We start from the raw sequence: 16,641 nt of genomic DNA, 5'->3' as shown, positions 1-16,641 counted from the left end.
ACTCTCACATCCGGAAGACGCCGTAGGAGACCGGCTCGATCGGCGCGTTTGCACACACCGAGAGAGCCAGGCCGAGAACAGTTCTGGTATCGGCGGGGTCGATCACGCCGTCATCCCACAGCCGTGCGGTGGAGTAGTACGGATTGCCCTGCGCCTCGTACTGCTCACGGATCGGCGCCTTGAACGACTCTTCGTCGTCCGCCGACCACGGGTTGCCCGCACTGGGACCAACCCCCGTCGCTGCGCTCGCCCCGGCCACCTGGTCGCTTCGGACCGTCGCCAGTACTGATGCCGCCTGCTCGCCGCCCATCACCGAAATACGCGCATTGGGCCACATCCACAGGAAGCGAGGCGAATACGCCCGTCCACACATGGAGTAATTGCCGGCGCCGTAGGAACCACCGATGACGACGGTCAGCTTCGGAACGCGTGCGCAGGCGACGGCCGTGACCATCTTTGCGCCGTGCTTCGCGATTCCGCCGGCCTCGTAGTCCCGGCCAACCATGAAGCCCGCGATGTTCTGCAGGAACAGCAGCGGAACACTGCGCTTGTCGCACAGTTCGATGAAATGTGCACCCTTCATGGCGGATTCGCCGAAGAGCACACCGTTGTTGGCGATGATGCCAACCGGGTGGCCCTGAATGTGGGCGAATCCGGTGACCAAGGTCTTGCCGTACTCAGCCTTGAATTCCTGAAATTTGCCGCCGTCGACGAGGCGCGTGATCACTTCGTGCACGTCGTACGGCGTGCGTGAATCCGTGGGCACCACGTCATAGAGTTCGCTCTGATCGGCGATGGGCTCAACCGTCGAAATCACATCCCACGGACGCTCCGAGCGTGGCCCGAGAGTGGCAATGATGTTGCGCACGATACGAAGTGCGTCGCGGTCGTCCTCGGCCAGATGGTCGGTGACACCGGAAACCTTGGAGTGCAGGTCGCCGCCGCCGAGCTCTTCGGCCGTCACGATCTCACCCGTCGCAGCCTTCACCAGCGGCGGACCACCAAGAAAGATGGTGCCCTGGTTTCGGACGATCACGGCCTCGTCGCTCATCGCGGGAACGTACGCGCCGCCGGCGGTGCACGAACCGAGTACCGCCGCGATCTGGGGAATTCCCTTGGCGCTCATGGTCGCCTGGTTGTAGAAGATGCGCCCGAAGTGCTCGCGGTCCGGGAATACCTCGTCCTGGCGCGGCAGGAATGCTCCGCCCGAGTCGACCAGGTAGATGCACGGGAGGTTGTTCTGCAGCGCCACTTCCTGTGCGCGCAGATGCTTCTTCACCGTCATCGGGTAGTAGGTACCACCCTTGACCGTCGCATCGTTGGCAACGATGACGCATTCACGGCCGGAGACACGGCCGATTCCGGTGATGACACCGGCACCGGGGCACTCGTCGTCGTACAGACCGTTGGCCGCAAGCGGCGACAACTCGAGGAACGGACTGCCCGGATCGAGAAGGGAATCCACCCGATCTCGCGGTAGCAACTTCCCGCGACTGACGTGCCGATCTCGCGACTTCTGGTTGCCGCCGAGTGCAGCTTGTGCCAGTTTCTTCTTCAGTTCCTCCACCAGAACGGTGTGATCGGATCGGTATCCCGATCCTTGCGTGATTCCACTGGGAGTCATCCCGCCGCCTTCGCCATGAGTTAATGCTCGATAACTGAAACTAGATTAACTATGATTAACTGAGTTGTCCAGATCACAGCCGAGAAAGATCGAAGAAAATGACCTCTGAGCAGGTAGCCGCTCCGACGCGACGCGATCAGATGAAAGCCGACCGTCGTCGTCAACTCCTCGACTCCGCCGCACGGTTGATCGCCGAACGCGGATTCGTGAGCGTGCGACTGGAAGATCTCGGCGCTGCCGTGGGCATCAGCGGCCCGGCCGTCTACCGCCACTTCCCCAACAAGGACTCCGTTCTGGTCGAGCTCCTGGTCGGCATCAGCACCCGGTTGTACGAGGGCGGATCTGCGGCGGCAGACGCAGCAGACTCCCCCATCTCCGCACTCGATGCCCTCGTGGAGTTTCACCTCGACTTCGCACTCGGCGAACCCGATCTCATCCGCATCCAGGACCGCGACCTCGAAAGCCTCCCGGCCGACGCACGTCGACAAGTCCGCCAGACGCAACGCAAGTACGTCGAAGTGTGGGTAGATGTCCTCGAAAAACTTGATCCGACGCTCGATCAGGAAGACGCCCGCATCAAGGCTCACGCCACATTCGGCCTGATCAACTCCACTCCACACAGTGCAAATCCGGCGTCGCCGGCCCGCACTCGCCGCGTCCTGCGCGATATGACCCTCGCCGCACTGAACCGGACATGACGGCATCAGTGGCAGACTGGTTACACCAGCTAATAGATGAGGGTGTGCCGAACGTGGAAGACAGCAGCGCAATCAGTCGAACCGAGTTCGCCGAACTGCGCACCGAGTTCTCCCGATTCATGATGATGTACCAATTCGGCATTGCCGAGTTGATGACCAAGGTGAACATCCTCAAGGACGAGTTCACCCACATCAACCAGTACAGCCCCATCGAGCACGTGACCTCCCGGGTCAAATCACCCGAAAGCATCTTGCGTAAAGCCGAGCGGCTGGGAATCCCCCTGACCATCGACGACATCTCGAAGAACATCTTCGACATCGCCGGGGTGCGCATCACCTGCAGCTTCATCTCGGATACCTACCGCATCGCCGAGATGCTCACCAGCCAGTCCGACCTGCGGGTTATCGAGCGCGAAGACTACATCGCCGACCCCAAGCCGAACGGCTACAAGAGCCTGCACCTCATCGTCGAGGTTCCCGTCTTCATGAGTGACCGGGTGCAATACGTCCCGATCGAACTCCAGATCCGAACCATCGCAATGGACTTCTGGGCCAGCCTCGAACACAAGATCTACTACAAGTACAACCGTGCAGTCCCGATCGAACTGATCGACGAACTCACCGAGGCCGCCGCGGCAGCCCACCGTTTGGATGTGAAGATGGAGCGTCTCAACGACGAGTTCAATAAAATCAAGGCCCTGCCTCACCCGGACGACGAACTGCTCGATCAGACGGTTCCGGCGCACTTCCTCGAAGCACTGCGCCTACAACGCGGTCTCTGACTGGCGGCGACGTCCCCCTTTTCGGAGCGAACGTACCTTTCGGTCGATCCAATGCGACGGGCGTACCGTTCGCTCACTTGGAGGTTCGGTCAAACCAGCCAAAAGTGCGCCCTCCCGCGATCGGGAGGGCGCACTTTTCTGCTGGTGCGGTCGTTCTACTTCTTGCCGGTCACAGCTGCGTAACCAAGCGAGAGAACTGCCGCTGCCGCGATACTGATGATCCAGCGAATCCAGTCGATTCCATTCGTGTTCCCCTTGTCCAGGAGACCCTCCCAAACCCAGTACCCGATCAATGCACCGGCAATACCGAGCAGGACGGTGATGATCATCCCCATCTGCTGCTTACCGGGAAGTACGAGTCGAGCAAGAATTCCGATGACTGCGCCGAAAATGATGGTTCCGATAATTTGACCCATGACAGCCCCTCTCACATGTCGTGCACGCACGCGGACGGAAGATCACCGCTCGGTCGAACAATAACCCCAGTTACAGACAACCGGCGACCGTTGTCCGAATTATTGTCCGAGCTGCAACCTGACATCCACAGCATCAGTTGGCCCGCACGGCTATGATTCGGTCCTCACTCGAGCGCAAGAGCACCTGCTCGCCGGCCCACAACTCACGCGGCGTCGCCCACGTGTCGAACTGGCCCTCGCCATCAGGTTCGACTCGAACCTCCCAAGTGCGCTCCCCCGTCCGGAGATCCGCTCCGTAGACAATTCCCTCGTCCACGACGACGTCACCTTGCCAGAAGACGTCAGCGGCACGCTCAGCGCTCGAACTCCACAGAACCTCACCGGTGAACAGATCTACGAACTGGATCCCGGTCTCGGATCCGCTGACCGCGACCACGTCGCCGATCACCGAAAGTGACTGCGCCACACCGAATACTTCCCGGTTGGTCCACAGTTTCTCGCCGGTCTTCCGATCGAAGCCACTGTCCCCCAATATGATCGGTGCCGATTCTGTCGGATCGTCATGACTGTAGCGCCATTCGAAATAGGAGTTCGATCCAGTAGTGGCCGCATCTGCCTGGGCGAATTCATGCCCGTCCTCATCGAGTGCGTACTCTCTCGTCGCCTGCCCGTCGCCCTCGCAGTCACGTTCCGAAACCAAGGTAACCCCGTCGGAAGATGTGTGCGTGGTCGAGCAGGTGGTGTAGCCGCGCAACCACTTTTGTTCGCCGGTCTTCGGATCGAAGCCCAGCGTCTCGTCGAGAGAAATCAGACCCAGATTTCCGCGCACCGACAGTATGGGTTCGCTATAGCCGGATTCCCAGGAGCCTCCGACGTCGAATGCATTGGACCAGTTGGCGTCCGGGTCGTCGACGGTTCCGCTGTGGACACGAACATCGTTGCTCTCGATATCGCCTTCGAGGGCGAGTACATCATCGCCCGAGACGACGGCGATGATCGGTGACCATGGCATAGCAATGTCCTTGCGGTCGCCGCTCTCGATGTCGAAAAGCGAATAGCCGTCGACGGACACGTACGGCCCCGAGAAACAGAACACCGAACCGTCGAGCAGAGTCGGGGAACACCCACCGATATCGGCAGCAGATGTTCGCCACCGAACCGTGCCGTCCGCGGCGTCGAGTCCCACCAACTCCGCGTCGTCGAGCGAGTACGCCTGCCGATTCGGCATACCGACCATCGTCACGATCGTTGAATCCGCGTCGATGAATCCTCCCATCTCCATGTTGAAGTCAGTTCCGGTCAAAGGGCTTCGAAATACCGCGAACTCTCGCCCGAGAACCTCGGCAGCGTCCACGGACCACAAAGGCACTCCGTCGGCAACAGGCGTCGCGCGATTTCCGGCATCGATCACCGTGACGACTGCTGCGGTGACAGTGACTATTGCTGCGACTGCAGCGATCCGCAGACGTGCTTTCGGCGAAAACCTGTTGGTCATCGAATCTCCAGGCCGTCGATGTTCGCGAGAAACTCCAACTGCTCGAAGGTCATCGGCGAATTCGGAGACGATGCCGACGAATAAACCGAAACCTGCGCCCCACTTGGACGAGTCAGAGTGACGTATCGACTCTGTTCACTCGTTGATTGACTGGCGCCATCACCATTCCCCATCGGCATGACCGCGTAGTGGCGCTCGTCGCGTTCGACCACTGAACCGTCTGCGGTGGTGATCGACGAAATCGGATGCCCGTCGTACGACGGGTCATACTTGTTCGGCGCCTTGGGAAGTGGTTGTCCGCTGCTGATCGATATCCTCAGAGTCGCCTCATTGCTGCCCGATCGTGCAACAAGCTCCTGGCACGCGGTGCTGTTGTCACTCGCGGCCAGAACCAGTGCCCCGAGTGCCGGTTCGAGACTCGGCATTCCCGGAGGTGCAGCGCGCCATCCTGATTCGAGAGCTCTACCAAGCTCGTCTACAGTGCCGCGATCCAATTCCCGCCCTGTCGGTTCGATCGCGGATCCCTGACAGTCGGATTTCAATGGAGCAGTACCCACCGGAACGGGTGCAGTAGTCCGAAGTTGCGGAAGACTGACCAGAGCGATGAGTTCATCGACAGTCAACGGAACGCTGCCACTGATCTCAACCCCGGAGCCACCCTGGTAAACCGAATCTGTTGCATTCGCTTGGACCAAGGTTCCGTCCGAGCCGTAGAGAATCGCCGAACGAGAAAGAGTCCGAACACCATTGGTCTCACTCCACGTGTCCTGACCGTCGACGACGGAGCCGTCGGCCAAGGTGCGACGTTCGACGAGGGATCCGGCATAGCACGGTGGGATCGGAGCCGAACTCCGCTGGAGCCAGACATCAAGGCGGCCGAGCTTTCCGTCCCGGATCAGCGTTGTGGACGCACTGGTGGATGCCATATTTTCGATTGACATACCCTCGGGCAATTCATCTGAATCCGACGGCGCCGAGATCGGACCGAACTGGAGCGACTCACTCGGGCTGGCAAATTTCATCTGAACATGCTCGGGAAGTGCGCTCGCGAGTGCCGCCGACATCGCCGATGCCTTGGATTCGGAGAACCACGGAAACCGTGGATCGTCGTACGTCTCTGCGGTGTTCGACATGTAGGAGATCATGGACATCCCACCCTCTTCGAGGGCATCGACGCTCTCACAACCCGGAATGGTCGTCGGATACACCGCAGTCGGTGTGACGTAGGTGTATTCCGAATTCGGATCGGGTGACTCCTCCTGAGCCTGGGACGTCGTGCCGACAGAGGTCGACGCGACGAGGTCTGACTCCGAACCACTCCATCGATCGACCAGTCCGGCGAAGACAATCCCGCCGGCCATCAATGACACGACGGTAAGGCCGACGGTCCACTTCTCCGTCCGATCGAAACCGGATTTCTTCTCGGCCACTAGCCCTCGCAGTCCGTCATAGGCTTGCCGAATGGGCGTTGCCTCTCCCCGGACCTGTCGCGTCGAAACCCCATTTCGTTACCGACCGAATGGTTTCTATTGACGAGAGCGTTACTACACTCGGACAGGTACCAGATCCTCGTCCGGATCCTCCTCGATCGGAATCAAACGAATTGCTTCGCCCTCGATATCGACGTTGGGCAGGATCTTGTCGAGCCACGCCGGCAGTTTCCACGCAGAATCGCCGAGTATCGACATGACCGCGGGAATGACGATCATACGAATAATAAAGGCGTCGAAGAAGACTGCCGCGGCAAGTCCGAAGCCCATCATCTTGCTGGCGGTTTCGGAAGACAACATGAACGCGCCGAACACCGAGATCATGATGATCGCCGCCGACGCGACAACTCGTGCGCCATGGGTGTAACCCGAGATGATGGCTTCCTTGGCCGAGTGCCCGTGCACATACTCTTCGCGCATTCGGGTCACCAGGAATACCTGGTAGTCCATCGCCAAACCGAACACCACGCCGATCATGAAGATCGGTAGGAACGAGATGATCGGCGCGGTGTTCTGGATAAGCCCGAACGCGCCCTCCTGGAAGATCGCCACCGTTGCGCCGAAGGTAGCGCAGATGGAGAACAGGAAACCCAGGGTTGCGGTCAGCGGTACCAGTAGCGAGCGGAAGACAAGCATCAGAACGATGAAGGCAAGACCGACAACAACAATCAGGTAGGGCACCAGCGCGGAACTGAGTTTCGACGACATATCAGCCACGATTGCCGTTTGACCCGCAACACCGAGTTCCGCTCCACTCGCCGACACCGTCGACTGATAGTCACGGATCTGGTTCATCAATTCATGTGTTTCGGGCCCACTCGGGGACATCTTCGGAGTGACAGCTATCAACGCCGAATTGGCGCCGACATTCGGATTACTCGGATTGGTTCCATTGCCCTGCCACATCAGGACATCGGGCGTCGCCACGTTTGCCAGTCCCTTGATATGTGTGACGGTCTCGTCGGCGATCGGAGCGATGTCGGTTCCGGCCGGCGCATGGAGGACAACGAACAACTGACCGTTTACGCCTTCACCGAAGCCTCGTTGCAGCAGTGACAGTGCCGGTCGCTCTTCGTCCTGAGTAAAGGACAGTCCGAGTTCCATCTTGGTCATGGGAAGCGCTGCGATTACCAAGATCAGCAGGGAGATCAGCGCAATCGGCCACGGATACTTGGTCACGAACTTCACCCACCGGTGCCCGTTCGATTCCAACGAAGCGGGTTCGTCGCCGTGGCGAACACCAGGTATCCGCGGCGAGAAGGCAATACGGCCGAAGATTGCGAGGATCGCCGGAATCAGAGTGATTGCACCGAGCACGGCGATAATGACGGCCACTGCTGCCGACAACCCCATCTGAGTGATCAGCGGAACGCCGACCACGGTCAGTGCGGCCATCGCAATCACCACTGTCAAACCGGCAAAAACAACCGACGTACCCGCCGTGCCCACGGCTCGGCCCACCGCTGCTTCTCGACTGCCTCCGAGGTTGAGTTCACTTCGATATCGCGAGACGATGAACAACGCATAGTCGATCGACACCGCAATGCCGATCATCGACACGATCGCGATAACACCCTGATTGATGTCGAATACACCAGCCCCGAGTGTGACAGTCAAGATCGCCAACGAAATCCCGACGATGGCGGTTACCAACGGAATGAATGCCGCAATAAGTGCGCCGAAGGCAATGATCATGACGATGAAAGCCACGGCAAACCCGAGCATTTCGGAAAGCCCGCCGGCCGCCTGCACCTGCATCATCGAGCCGGTGCCTTCCACCTGCAGTCCACCAGTTCGGAATTCTTCCAGGAGAGCCAGAAATGCGGTCTTATTCGCCTGCGTCTGATCCTCGATCTTGATCGACTGTTTCAGCTGAATAAGTCCGACGTGGCCGTTGTCGCCGAGAACGAAGGAAGCAACCGACGGATCGGCCGCGGCAACGGTAACCGGGTTGACAACTAATTCGGGATTGACGACGTCCGGGAGCGTCTTCGCCTGTGCGACAAGCTTGTCGATCTGTTCGCTGTGAGCTGCGAGTCCGTCGTCGGCGGCCACAAGAATGCTGGTGGTGGCCTGGCTTTGTTGCTTCGAGGCGGCCGCGAAGTTCTCGTTCATCAACCCGGTCGCACGCTGCGAATCTGTGCCCGGGAGATTGAATTCCTTCGAGAACGTCGGCTGTGTTGCCGCTACGGTGCCGCCGATGACTGCGATCACGAGAATCCAGGCGGCCACCACCAAATACTTGTGGCGGAAAGAGAACTTGCCCAACCTGTACAGGTACGTAGCCACTGAGGACGCTCCCTACTATTCAAAACCGGCAAAACTCACATTGGAGAACAACGTACCGCGTTGCCACATCACTACTATTGCCATTGAGTATCAACGTCACAACTTCGTTAGCTCCACGAAATCCGAAAGGCACGCGCTTGCCGACTCCATCGCCGATAGACATAGATCGACTTCGAATTGCTCAACTCCACCTGGACGCGATGGGACCTCGTCTAACGGGTACCGAGTCGCACCGAATGCTCGTCGAGGAAGTCGCTGCCGACCTGAAAGATCTGGACCTCGAGGTTCGTCGTGACACCCAAACCTTCGAACGCTGGGATCTGCCGACCAGCGCCGACGGACTTCGAATCGACTTGACCGACGGATCAGTAGTTGTCTCCTCAGCCTTTCCGTATTCAGGGATCACCGGCCCTGCCGGCATCAGTGCACCACTCGTTCTCCTGAACACCAAGCGTCCGCGATGGTCGCGGGCCAAAGGCGCGATCGCAGTCATCGAAGTCCCCCACATCGACGTGCCGCGCAAGTTTCTGGTCAGTGAATGGGGCCCGATCACGACCGACGAAATGGTCCGGAACCCAGTACTTTCTGCAACTCTGTTGGGTCCGAAACTTGCCAAGGCCCGTAAAGCCGGCGTGCTCGGCGTCATCGCGGTGTGGCGTGACATCGCACCGGACAATGCTCGGGGCCAGTACCTTCCGTTCACTGAGCCCTACCATGACATCCCGGCCGTGTGGGTGGCCGGTGACGAAGCCTCGAAAGTTCTAGCTGCTGCCCGCGCCGGCCAGAGAGCGACGCTGGTGCTCGACGCGACTCTGCACCCCGGAACGACGACGGACACGGTGTGGGCGGTCTCGCCCGGCACCTCGCCCCACGAGACAATTCTGGTGATCACGCACAGCGACGGCACCAACGGCGCCGAGGAAAACGGCCATCTCGGATTACTGGAACTAGCGCGTCATGCTGTGGCACAACCCCATCGACGGTCGTATGTCTTTGTTCTGACCACAGGCCACCTACGTATCCCCGCGGTGTCGAAACACGGACAGGCGACGTCTACCTGGCTCGAAGCTCACCCCGAGATGTGGAAAGGCGGAGCGGGTCAAGCTCGCGCGGTCGCCGGAATTGCAGTTGAGCATCTCGGCGCACTCGGCGATACCGAGGACTTTGCAGCCGGCACTTACGCGTTGGACGCCACCCCGGAGCCTGAAGTGCTGTACGCGACCAGCCGCGAGGTTCACGATATCGTTGCGCCGCTGTGGCGTGACATCGGTTCCGGTGACCGGCGGATCGTGGCGCCTTCACCGGTTGTTCATTTCGGCGAAGGTGAACCGCTGTTCGAGCGGAAGATTCCGACCGTCGCTTTGGTGACGGCACCTCAGTATCTTCTGGCACTGCGCGATTCGGATGCACCGACGCATGTCGACGTCGATGCGATGACCAAGCAGATTCAGAGCTTCCGCGACGTGCTCGATGCATTCGACGGAGCAGATTCGGCGGCGTTCGGATCCGTGGTCAGTTGGTCGGCATTTGCCAAGTTCTCGACATTGCTGCAGATGATGCAGGTCTTGTCGAGGGCCAAGAAGTAACCACTGTGCGCCTTTATTGACCTCGGGCGGTCAATAAAGGCGCACAGCAGGTCTCGCTACTTGTCGTGAATGATCACGCCGCGGATGTTCTTTCCGTCGCGCAGATCCTGGTATCCCTCATTGACCTCTTCGAGGCTGTAGGTCTTGGTGATGAGCTCGTCGAGCTTGAGTTGGCCGGCATCGTACAGACGGAGCAGTCGTACGATGTCGTACTGCGGATTCATGGATCCGAACAAGCTGCCCTTGATCGTCTTCTGATTGAGCGTCAGATCGGTACCCGATACGTGAACGGTGAGCTTGTCCGGAGCTGCCAATCCGGTAATAACCACGGTGCCGCCCTTGCCGATCACTGCCGTTGCGGCGCTGACAACATCCTCGTCGACGGTTCCAACCAGAATCAGTGCTGCGTCGGCGCCCTGACCCCAGGTCAATTCGTTGACCTTGACGGCCGCACTCTCGGCATCGGCAAAGGCATGTGTGGCACCGAATTTCAGAGCGGTCTCACGCTTGAGCTCGATCGGATCGACTACCACGACGTACTTGCACCCCGCAGACACAGCACCCTGGACTGCATTGATACCCAGTCCACCGATTCCGTAGATCACTGCCGTGTCCCCGGCGCGAAGGTTGCCGGCGTTGACGGCGGTGCCCCAACCGGAGGGAACACCACAACCGACAACTACCGCCGTCTCCAACGGGAGCCAGTCGTCGATCTTCACTACCGAGTGCTGCGAGATCGTTGCCCGCTCGGAGAAGGTGCCGAGCATACACATTCCGCCGAAATCGAGTCCGTTGCCATGGAACCGGAAGGAACCATCCGTCATCGAACCTTCGAGGATTGTGGCACCCATGTCACAGAGATTCTGGCGACCGGTCGAGCAGTAGCGGCACGTACCGCAGTTGGGAATGAAGCTACACACGACGTGATCGCCCGGCTTGACCTTGGTGACACCGGGTCCGACCTCTTCGATGATTCCCGAACCTTCGTGCCCGCCGACGATGGGATAGCGCGGCGGGAGATCGCCGTCGGTGAGATGCAGATCCGAATGGCACAGTCCGGCAGCGGTGTACTTGATCAGTACCTCGCCGACCCCCGGACCATCGAGGTCGAGTTCCATGATCTCGAAAGGCTTTCCAGGCTCGAGCAGTACAGCAGCTTTAGTCTTCACTGGTGATCTCCTTGCTAGTCGGGTCGGTCTCAGAGAGCGATGTTGACGGCCTTGGTCTGGGTGTAGAGGTCGATGGCGGAAGCGCCGAGTTCTCGGCCCCAACCAGACTGTTTGTATCCACCGAACGGCATTGCGGTGTCGAATCCGTTGTACTGGTTGATCCACACCGAGCCGGCCTTCAGACGCTTTGCAGTGCGGTGGGCCTTGGAGATATCGCGGGTCCAGATGCCGGCGGCCAGGCCGTAGATGGAATCGTTTGCGGCACTGATCGGTCCGTCGTCTGCGTTGAACGGAAGCGCCGCGACAACTGGTCCGAAAATCTCCTCCTGGACAATCGAGAACTCCGGCTTGACGTCGACGAAGACGGTGGGCTCCACGAAGTAGCCCTGATCGCCCCAGCGCTTGCCACCGGTGAGCGCGCGGGCGCCATCGGCGATTCCCTCGCGGAGGTAGCCTGTGACCTTGTCGAACTGTTCCTGCGAAACCAGTGGTCCGAGTTGGGTGGTGGGATCGAGGCCCGGTCCGATCTTTACCTGGCTCGCAGCGTGAGCGACAGCTTCGGTGAACTTCTCGAAAATCGAATCTTCGACGTACAGACGAGTACCGGCAACACAGCACTGACCGTGGTTGAACAGCCACGCATTGAGCGAACCCTCTACCGCCGCATCAAAATCTGCGTCGGCGAACACGATGTTGGGGCTCTTGCCTCCGAGCTCGAGAGTCACCTTCTTGAGATTGCCCTTGGCCGCGTCGACGATCTTCTTGCCCACCTCGGTCGAACCCGTGAATGCGACTTTGTCGACATCGTCGTGACCGGACAGGGCTGCGCCGGCGTCACCGAAACCAGGAACGATATTGACGACGCCCGGCGGGAAGCCTGCCTCCTCGAAAACCTCGGCCAAAAGCAGTGCGGTCAAAGGTGTCTGCTCGGCAGGCTTGAGGATGACGGTGTTACCGGCCGCGAGTGCGGGTGCAAGCTTCCACGAGGACATCAGGAGGGGGAAGTTCCACGGCACGATCAATCCGCACACGCCGATCGCCTCACGCAGCGTGTAGGCGTGAAACTCTCCACCAGGCGAGAACGGCATGGACACGTTGACCGTGCTGCCCTCGATCTTGGTTGCCCAACCCGCGTAGTAGCGGAAAACGTCTGCAGCCCAAGCAACATCGACGGCGGTCGCAATCGCGACGGACTTTCCGTTGTCCAGCGCCTCGAGTTGGCCGAATTCCTCGGCGCGGGCGCCGAGGATGTCACCGACGCGCCAGATCATCCGCTCACGCTCGTTTGCCTTCATTCGCGACCAGGGCCCGTCCTCGAAAGCTGTGCGCGCGGCACGCACTGCCAGGTCGATGTCCTCGGCCTGCCCGTGAGCGACCTCGGCGAGCTTCTGACCGTCGGCCGGATTGTAGGTTGCGAAGGTCTTTCCTGTTGCTGCGTCGACAAATTCGCCGTTGATGTAGAGCTTCTTCGGTCCGTTCAGGAAACCCTGAACCGCGGGGCTGATGGTGTGTTCGGCTACAGCCGTCATCGAAAACTCCTCTGAAGTAGTCACGTGCAAATGTGATGCACGCCATACTTCCTCGGTTCCGAGGGCCCTAACTGTCCGAAGTTTGTACACACACTGTGCACACCGAACTAGGTGGTGATATCCAGCGCCCGCATGCGCGTATACAGCGTGCTGCGACTGATACCGAGTTGCGCCGAGGCGTGAACCTTGTTGCCGCCACAGTCTTTCAGTGCCCCGATGATCGCTTGCCGCTCCGCCTTCTCACGGCCCGCCAATCGGGAAACTTTGGCTGTCGTGCGATATTCCTCCGGCAGGTCGGCCACGTCGATGCGATTGCTCGAGCGTTCCTCCGCGGCGCGCGTCAGCACTACTCGCAATTCGGCGAGGTTGCCCGGCCAATCGGCTGCCGACAGCGCTTCGACGGCACTGGCCGTAAGTCGTAGATCCGGCTGGATTCCGTCGAGCATCGCCTGGGCGAGATCCGGCACCTCGGATCGTCGGTCACGCAGTGGCGCAATGCCTATCCTGAAGGCACAACGCGACATCAGGGCTGATGTTGTCGGCGGCAGTTCAGGCACAGGCCCACTGGTCAACAAGATCCGAAGACCGTCGACGCTCGAATCGATCAGTTCGGCAACCAAGGGCACCACTGAATCCGGCAACAACTGAACCTGTTCGATTACCACGACGCCGGTGCGCCGACGCGTAGCCTGCACCAGATTGCTGATCCATTGTTCACGCCCCTCGATTGCGGCGCTCGTGGCATCGAGCCATCTCACGTCGATATTTCCGGCTACGTCGGCAGCGGCGCAGGTGCGGCCGGAACCTGCCTCGCCCGAGATCGCAACTGCCGCCGACGACCCGCGCGCACGCAACAGATCTCGGCGCACCCTTTCACCGGGAGACGGCGCCCGTTCCTGCGTCCGCCGGATAGGCCTACGCTCGCGCGCAAGCGGTTCCACCAGGAAAACCGCTCCGCCGTCGGCGCCCGAAATCCTGTCGGCTTGGACACGCGCCAGCGCCCCGGAAGCCAATTCCACTGTGACCAATCGAGATTGATCCGGGCGCAGGTCGACAACCAAGGAACGCAACGACGCGTGATCCGCCGCCTCCAGCAGGTCCAGTGCAGTCCGGTTGCTCAGCAGAATGTCGTCACCAATTGCTGCAACTGCGACGTGCCGTTGATGGGATACACGCTGAAAGGCATCGACCAAGCGCTGTTCCGAGGCCTTGGAACCTTCCAACAATCGCTTCTCGATGTCTGCGGCTGCCCGGGCCAGAAAGGGCGCGAACAACGGATTCGCTTGGGAAACAACACCCGTCATGTCCAGGATGCCTTCTACCCGGCGGGTGACAGGATGCAGGATCGGCTGACCGTAGCAACTCAATCCCTTGAGACTGTCGAGGAAGTGCTCGTCTCCGTGGATGACGATGCTGCGACCCATTTCCAGCGGCGTACCGAGTGCATTGGTGCCGGCATGTTCCTCACCGAACCGTGATCCGTTGACCACACCCAATTCTTCGATCGTCCGCTGAACGGAACTGTTCGAGTACACCGAAGCAACAACGCGGCATTCCCGATCTGCCAGCAGGACGCAGAATCCGGTACCGGCGATCTGCTGTGACACCTCGTCGAGAACCGGGGTCGCTGCTCGCAGTAGTCGGCTCTCGCTGTCCTGATCTGCGGTATCCACGGCAATGGCTGCGGACGGGTCCACTCCGCTCAGTCTCGACCGCTTCCAGGAGAGCGCAATTTCGGGGCGAACCGGACCTCGCTCTCCTGAAATGTCGGGCACGACTCAGCCCTGCCCGATCAGTTCAATTGCCAACTCGCGCATCGCGATCTTGCGCACCTTTCCGGTGACAGTCATCGGGAACTCGTCGACCACGTGGACATAACGCGGAATTTTGTAGTGCGCCAACTTCCCGGTGCAGAATGCGCGTACGGAATCGGCGTCGAGTTCGGCGGCACCCTCGCGCATCTGAATCCACACCATCAGTTCTTCGCCGTATTTGGCGTCGGGCACACCGATCACTTGGGCGTCGAGGATGTCGGGATGGGTGTACAGGAATTCTTCGATCTCACGCGGGTACACGTTCTCACCGCCGCGGATAACCATGTCCTTGATCCGCCCGGTGATCGCGACGTACCCGGCATCGTCCATGACACCGATGTCTCCGGTATGCATCCAACGCGCGGAATCAATGGTCTCAGCCGTCTTCTCGGGGTTCTGCCAATACCCGAGCATGACCGAGTATCCACGGGTACACAATTCACCGGGTTCGCCGCGACGAACCGTCAATCCCGTTGCCGGATCAACGATCTTGATTTCGAGGTGCGGACCGACCCGGCCGACAGTGGCGGTGCGCTGATCGATGGTGTCGTCGGAACGAGTCTGTAGTGACACCGGCGACGTCTCGGTCATGCCGTAACAGATCGACACCTCGGCCATCCCCATCCGTTCGATGACCTGCTTCATGACCTCGACCGGGCACGGCGAGCCTGCCATGATGCCGGTTCGCAGACTCGACAGATCAAAGGACTCGAAGTCCGGCAGCGCCAGTTCCGCGATGAACATGGTGGGCACCCCGTACAACGATGTGCACTTTTCTGCCTGTACCGCTTCGAGTGCCGCGCGCGGATCGAATGCCGGACTTGGAATCACCATGGCTGCACCGTGACTGGTGCAGGCAAGGTTGCCCATCACCATCCCGAAGCAGTGATAGAACGGCACCGGGATCGCGACCCGATCATTCTCGGTGTAATGGCACAGCTCCCCGACGAAGTAGCCGTTGTTGAGGATGTTGTGGTGACTGAGCGTCGCACCCTTGGGGAAACCGGTAGTGCCCGAGGTGTATTGAATATTGATCGCGTCGTCGGCCGAGAGTGCAGCCTGAGCGGAGGCGAGCGGCCCCGGGTCCGCGGCTTGCGCTGCGGCGCCTTCGTCGAGCAGGTCAGTCCAATCCGAAGAGCCCAGCAGGATCACCGACGTCAGGTCCGGACACTGCGGCCTGACCGTGTCGATCATCGCCGCGTAATCGGAGGTCTTGAAACTGGGAGCGGATATCAGTACCGAGATCGCGGCCTGCTCGAGTACGTATTGCAACTCGTGTGAGCGGTAGGCGGGGTTGATGTTCACCAGGATCACACCCAGCTTGGCGGTGGCGTACTGCACGAACGTCCACTCCGGGCAATTCGGAGCCCAGATGCCCACCCGGTCGCCCTTCTGCACGCCTCGCCCGATCAACCCGGCTGCCAGCGCATCCACTGCGGCCCCGAATTCGGAATACGTCCAGCGTCGCCCGCTCGCGTGATCCACCAATGCATCACGGTCGCCGTGTGCAGCAACTGTGCGATCCAGATTGTCCCCGATGGTGTCACCCAACATCGGGCCATCCCAGACGCCTGAGGTGTAACTGGGTAGGGACGCGCTCATGTTTGTGTCCTCTCCAGGCGCCCATCCAGGCACCTCTGCAAGAGTCCACAGTGGGCGGACCCTCACACTGACGAATTTACCCGCTCCACTGTGACCTACGACATAGTGCACGCTGTGGAGCGGCCGTAACTGTGCAGAGTTCGGACA

At 60.1% G+C, this 16,641-nt stretch carries 12 protein-coding genes; 3 read left to right on the top strand and 9 right to left on the bottom strand.

Features of this window, described 5'->3' with window-relative positions; all coding sequences use genetic code 11:
- Nucleotides 1–4 precede the first annotated feature (4 nt).
- A complete protein-coding gene (locus tag BDB13_RS12305) occupies nt 5–1,624 on the bottom strand; it encodes a carboxyl transferase domain-containing protein (RefSeq protein ID WP_094271890.1) in 1,620 nt (539 codons plus the stop codon).
- A gap of 98 nt (nt 1,625–1,722) precedes the next feature.
- On the opposite strand from BDB13_RS12305, the gene BDB13_RS12300 reads away from it, so the two are divergent.
- Together BDB13_RS12300 and BDB13_RS12295 are read left to right on the top strand one after the other, a co-directional pair.
- Nucleotides 1,723–2,322, top strand: a complete 600-nt coding sequence (locus BDB13_RS12300) for an SACE_7040 family transcriptional regulator (RefSeq protein WP_094271889.1) — start codon at nt 1,723–1,725, stop codon at nt 2,320–2,322.
- Nucleotides 2,323–2,375: 53 nt separating this feature from the next.
- The gene (locus BDB13_RS12295; RefSeq protein WP_094271888.1) at nt 2,376–3,104 is read left to right on the top strand and encodes a GTP pyrophosphokinase; all 729 of its coding nucleotides are present in this window, start codon (nt 2,376–2,378) and stop codon (nt 3,102–3,104) included.
- Between the two features lie 155 nt (nt 3,105–3,259).
- Here the strand turns inward: BDB13_RS12295 and BDB13_RS12290 are convergent, their stop codons facing one another.
- The 4 genes from BDB13_RS12290 to BDB13_RS12275 all read right to left on the bottom strand — a co-directional run bounded on the left by BDB13_RS12290 (nt 3,260) and on the right by BDB13_RS12275 (nt 8,794).
- Entirely contained in the window at nt 3,260–3,520 is a 261-nt protein-coding gene (locus tag BDB13_RS12290; RefSeq protein ID WP_094271887.1) for a GlsB/YeaQ/YmgE family stress response membrane protein, read from the bottom strand.
- Between the two features lie 133 nt (nt 3,521–3,653).
- Nucleotides 3,654–5,015, bottom strand: coding sequence for an outer membrane protein assembly factor BamB family protein (locus BDB13_RS12285; RefSeq protein WP_094271886.1), 1,362 nt, complete (start codon nt 5,013–5,015; stop codon nt 3,654–3,656).
- A complete protein-coding gene (locus tag BDB13_RS12280) occupies nt 5,012–6,445 on the bottom strand; it encodes a hypothetical protein (protein WP_094271885.1) in 1,434 nt (477 codons plus the stop codon). Before BDB13_RS12280 ends, BDB13_RS12285 begins: the two co-directional genes overlap by 4 nt.
- Nucleotides 6,446–6,559: 114 nt before the next feature.
- The gene (locus tag BDB13_RS12275; protein ID WP_094271884.1) at nt 6,560–8,794 is read right to left on the bottom strand and encodes an MMPL family transporter; all 2,235 of its coding nucleotides are present in this window, start codon (nt 8,792–8,794) and stop codon (nt 6,560–6,562) included.
- Nucleotides 8,795–8,994: 200 nt separating this feature from the next.
- Between BDB13_RS12275 and BDB13_RS12270 the strand changes: the two genes are divergently transcribed.
- Nucleotides 8,995–10,380, top strand: coding sequence for a hypothetical protein (locus BDB13_RS12270; RefSeq protein ID WP_254922795.1), 1,386 nt, complete (start codon nt 8,995–8,997; stop codon nt 10,378–10,380).
- Between the two features lie 56 nt (nt 10,381–10,436).
- Here the strand turns inward: BDB13_RS12270 and BDB13_RS12265 are convergent, their stop codons facing one another.
- The 4 genes from BDB13_RS12265 to BDB13_RS12250 form a co-directional block, all read right to left on the bottom strand.
- Nucleotides 10,437–11,549, bottom strand: a complete 1,113-nt coding sequence (locus tag BDB13_RS12265) for an NDMA-dependent alcohol dehydrogenase (protein ID WP_094271882.1) — start codon at nt 11,547–11,549, stop codon at nt 10,437–10,439.
- Between the two features lie 29 nt (nt 11,550–11,578).
- A complete protein-coding gene (locus tag BDB13_RS12260; protein WP_094271881.1) occupies nt 11,579–13,078 on the bottom strand; it encodes an aldehyde dehydrogenase family protein in 1,500 nt (499 codons plus the stop codon).
- Nucleotides 13,079–13,185: 107 nt separating this feature from the next.
- A complete protein-coding gene (locus tag BDB13_RS12255) occupies nt 13,186–14,853 on the bottom strand; it encodes a sigma-54-dependent Fis family transcriptional regulator (RefSeq protein ID WP_094271880.1) in 1,668 nt (555 codons plus the stop codon).
- A gap of 3 nt (nt 14,854–14,856) precedes the next feature.
- Nucleotides 14,857–16,494, bottom strand: coding sequence for an AMP-binding protein (locus BDB13_RS12250; protein WP_094271879.1), 1,638 nt, complete (start codon nt 16,492–16,494; stop codon nt 14,857–14,859).
- Nucleotides 16,495–16,641: the final 147 nt, after the last annotated feature.

Source organism: Rhodococcus sp. OK302 (assembly GCF_002245895.1).
Taxonomy (GTDB): domain Bacteria; phylum Actinomycetota; class Actinomycetes; order Mycobacteriales; family Mycobacteriaceae; genus Rhodococcus_F.
This window is presented reverse-complemented; position numbering and strand designations above follow the sequence as displayed.

Coding starts and splice junctions, on each gene's coding strand:
- BDB13_RS12305 (WP_094271890.1), bottom strand. CDS start 1,624: ATGACTCCCAGTGGAATCACGCAAGGATCGGGATACCGATCCGATCAC.
- BDB13_RS12300 (WP_094271889.1), top strand. CDS start 1,723: ATGACCTCTGAGCAGGTAGCCGCTCCGACGCGACGCGATCAGATGAAA.
- BDB13_RS12290 (WP_094271887.1), bottom strand. CDS start 3,520: ATGGGTCAAATTATCGGAACCATCATTTTCGGCGCAGTCATCGGAATT.
- BDB13_RS12285 (WP_094271886.1), bottom strand. CDS start 5,015: ATGACCAACAGGTTTTCGCCGAAAGCACGTCTGCGGATCGCTGCAGTC.
- BDB13_RS12270 (WP_254922795.1), top strand. CDS start 8,995: ATGGGACCTCGTCTAACGGGTACCGAGTCGCACCGAATGCTCGTCGAG.
- BDB13_RS12260 (WP_094271881.1), bottom strand. CDS start 13,078: ATGACGGCTGTAGCCGAACACACCATCAGCCCCGCGGTTCAGGGTTTC.
- BDB13_RS12250 (WP_094271879.1), bottom strand. CDS start 16,494: ATGAGCGCGTCCCTACCCAGTTACACCTCAGGCGTCTGGGATGGCCCG.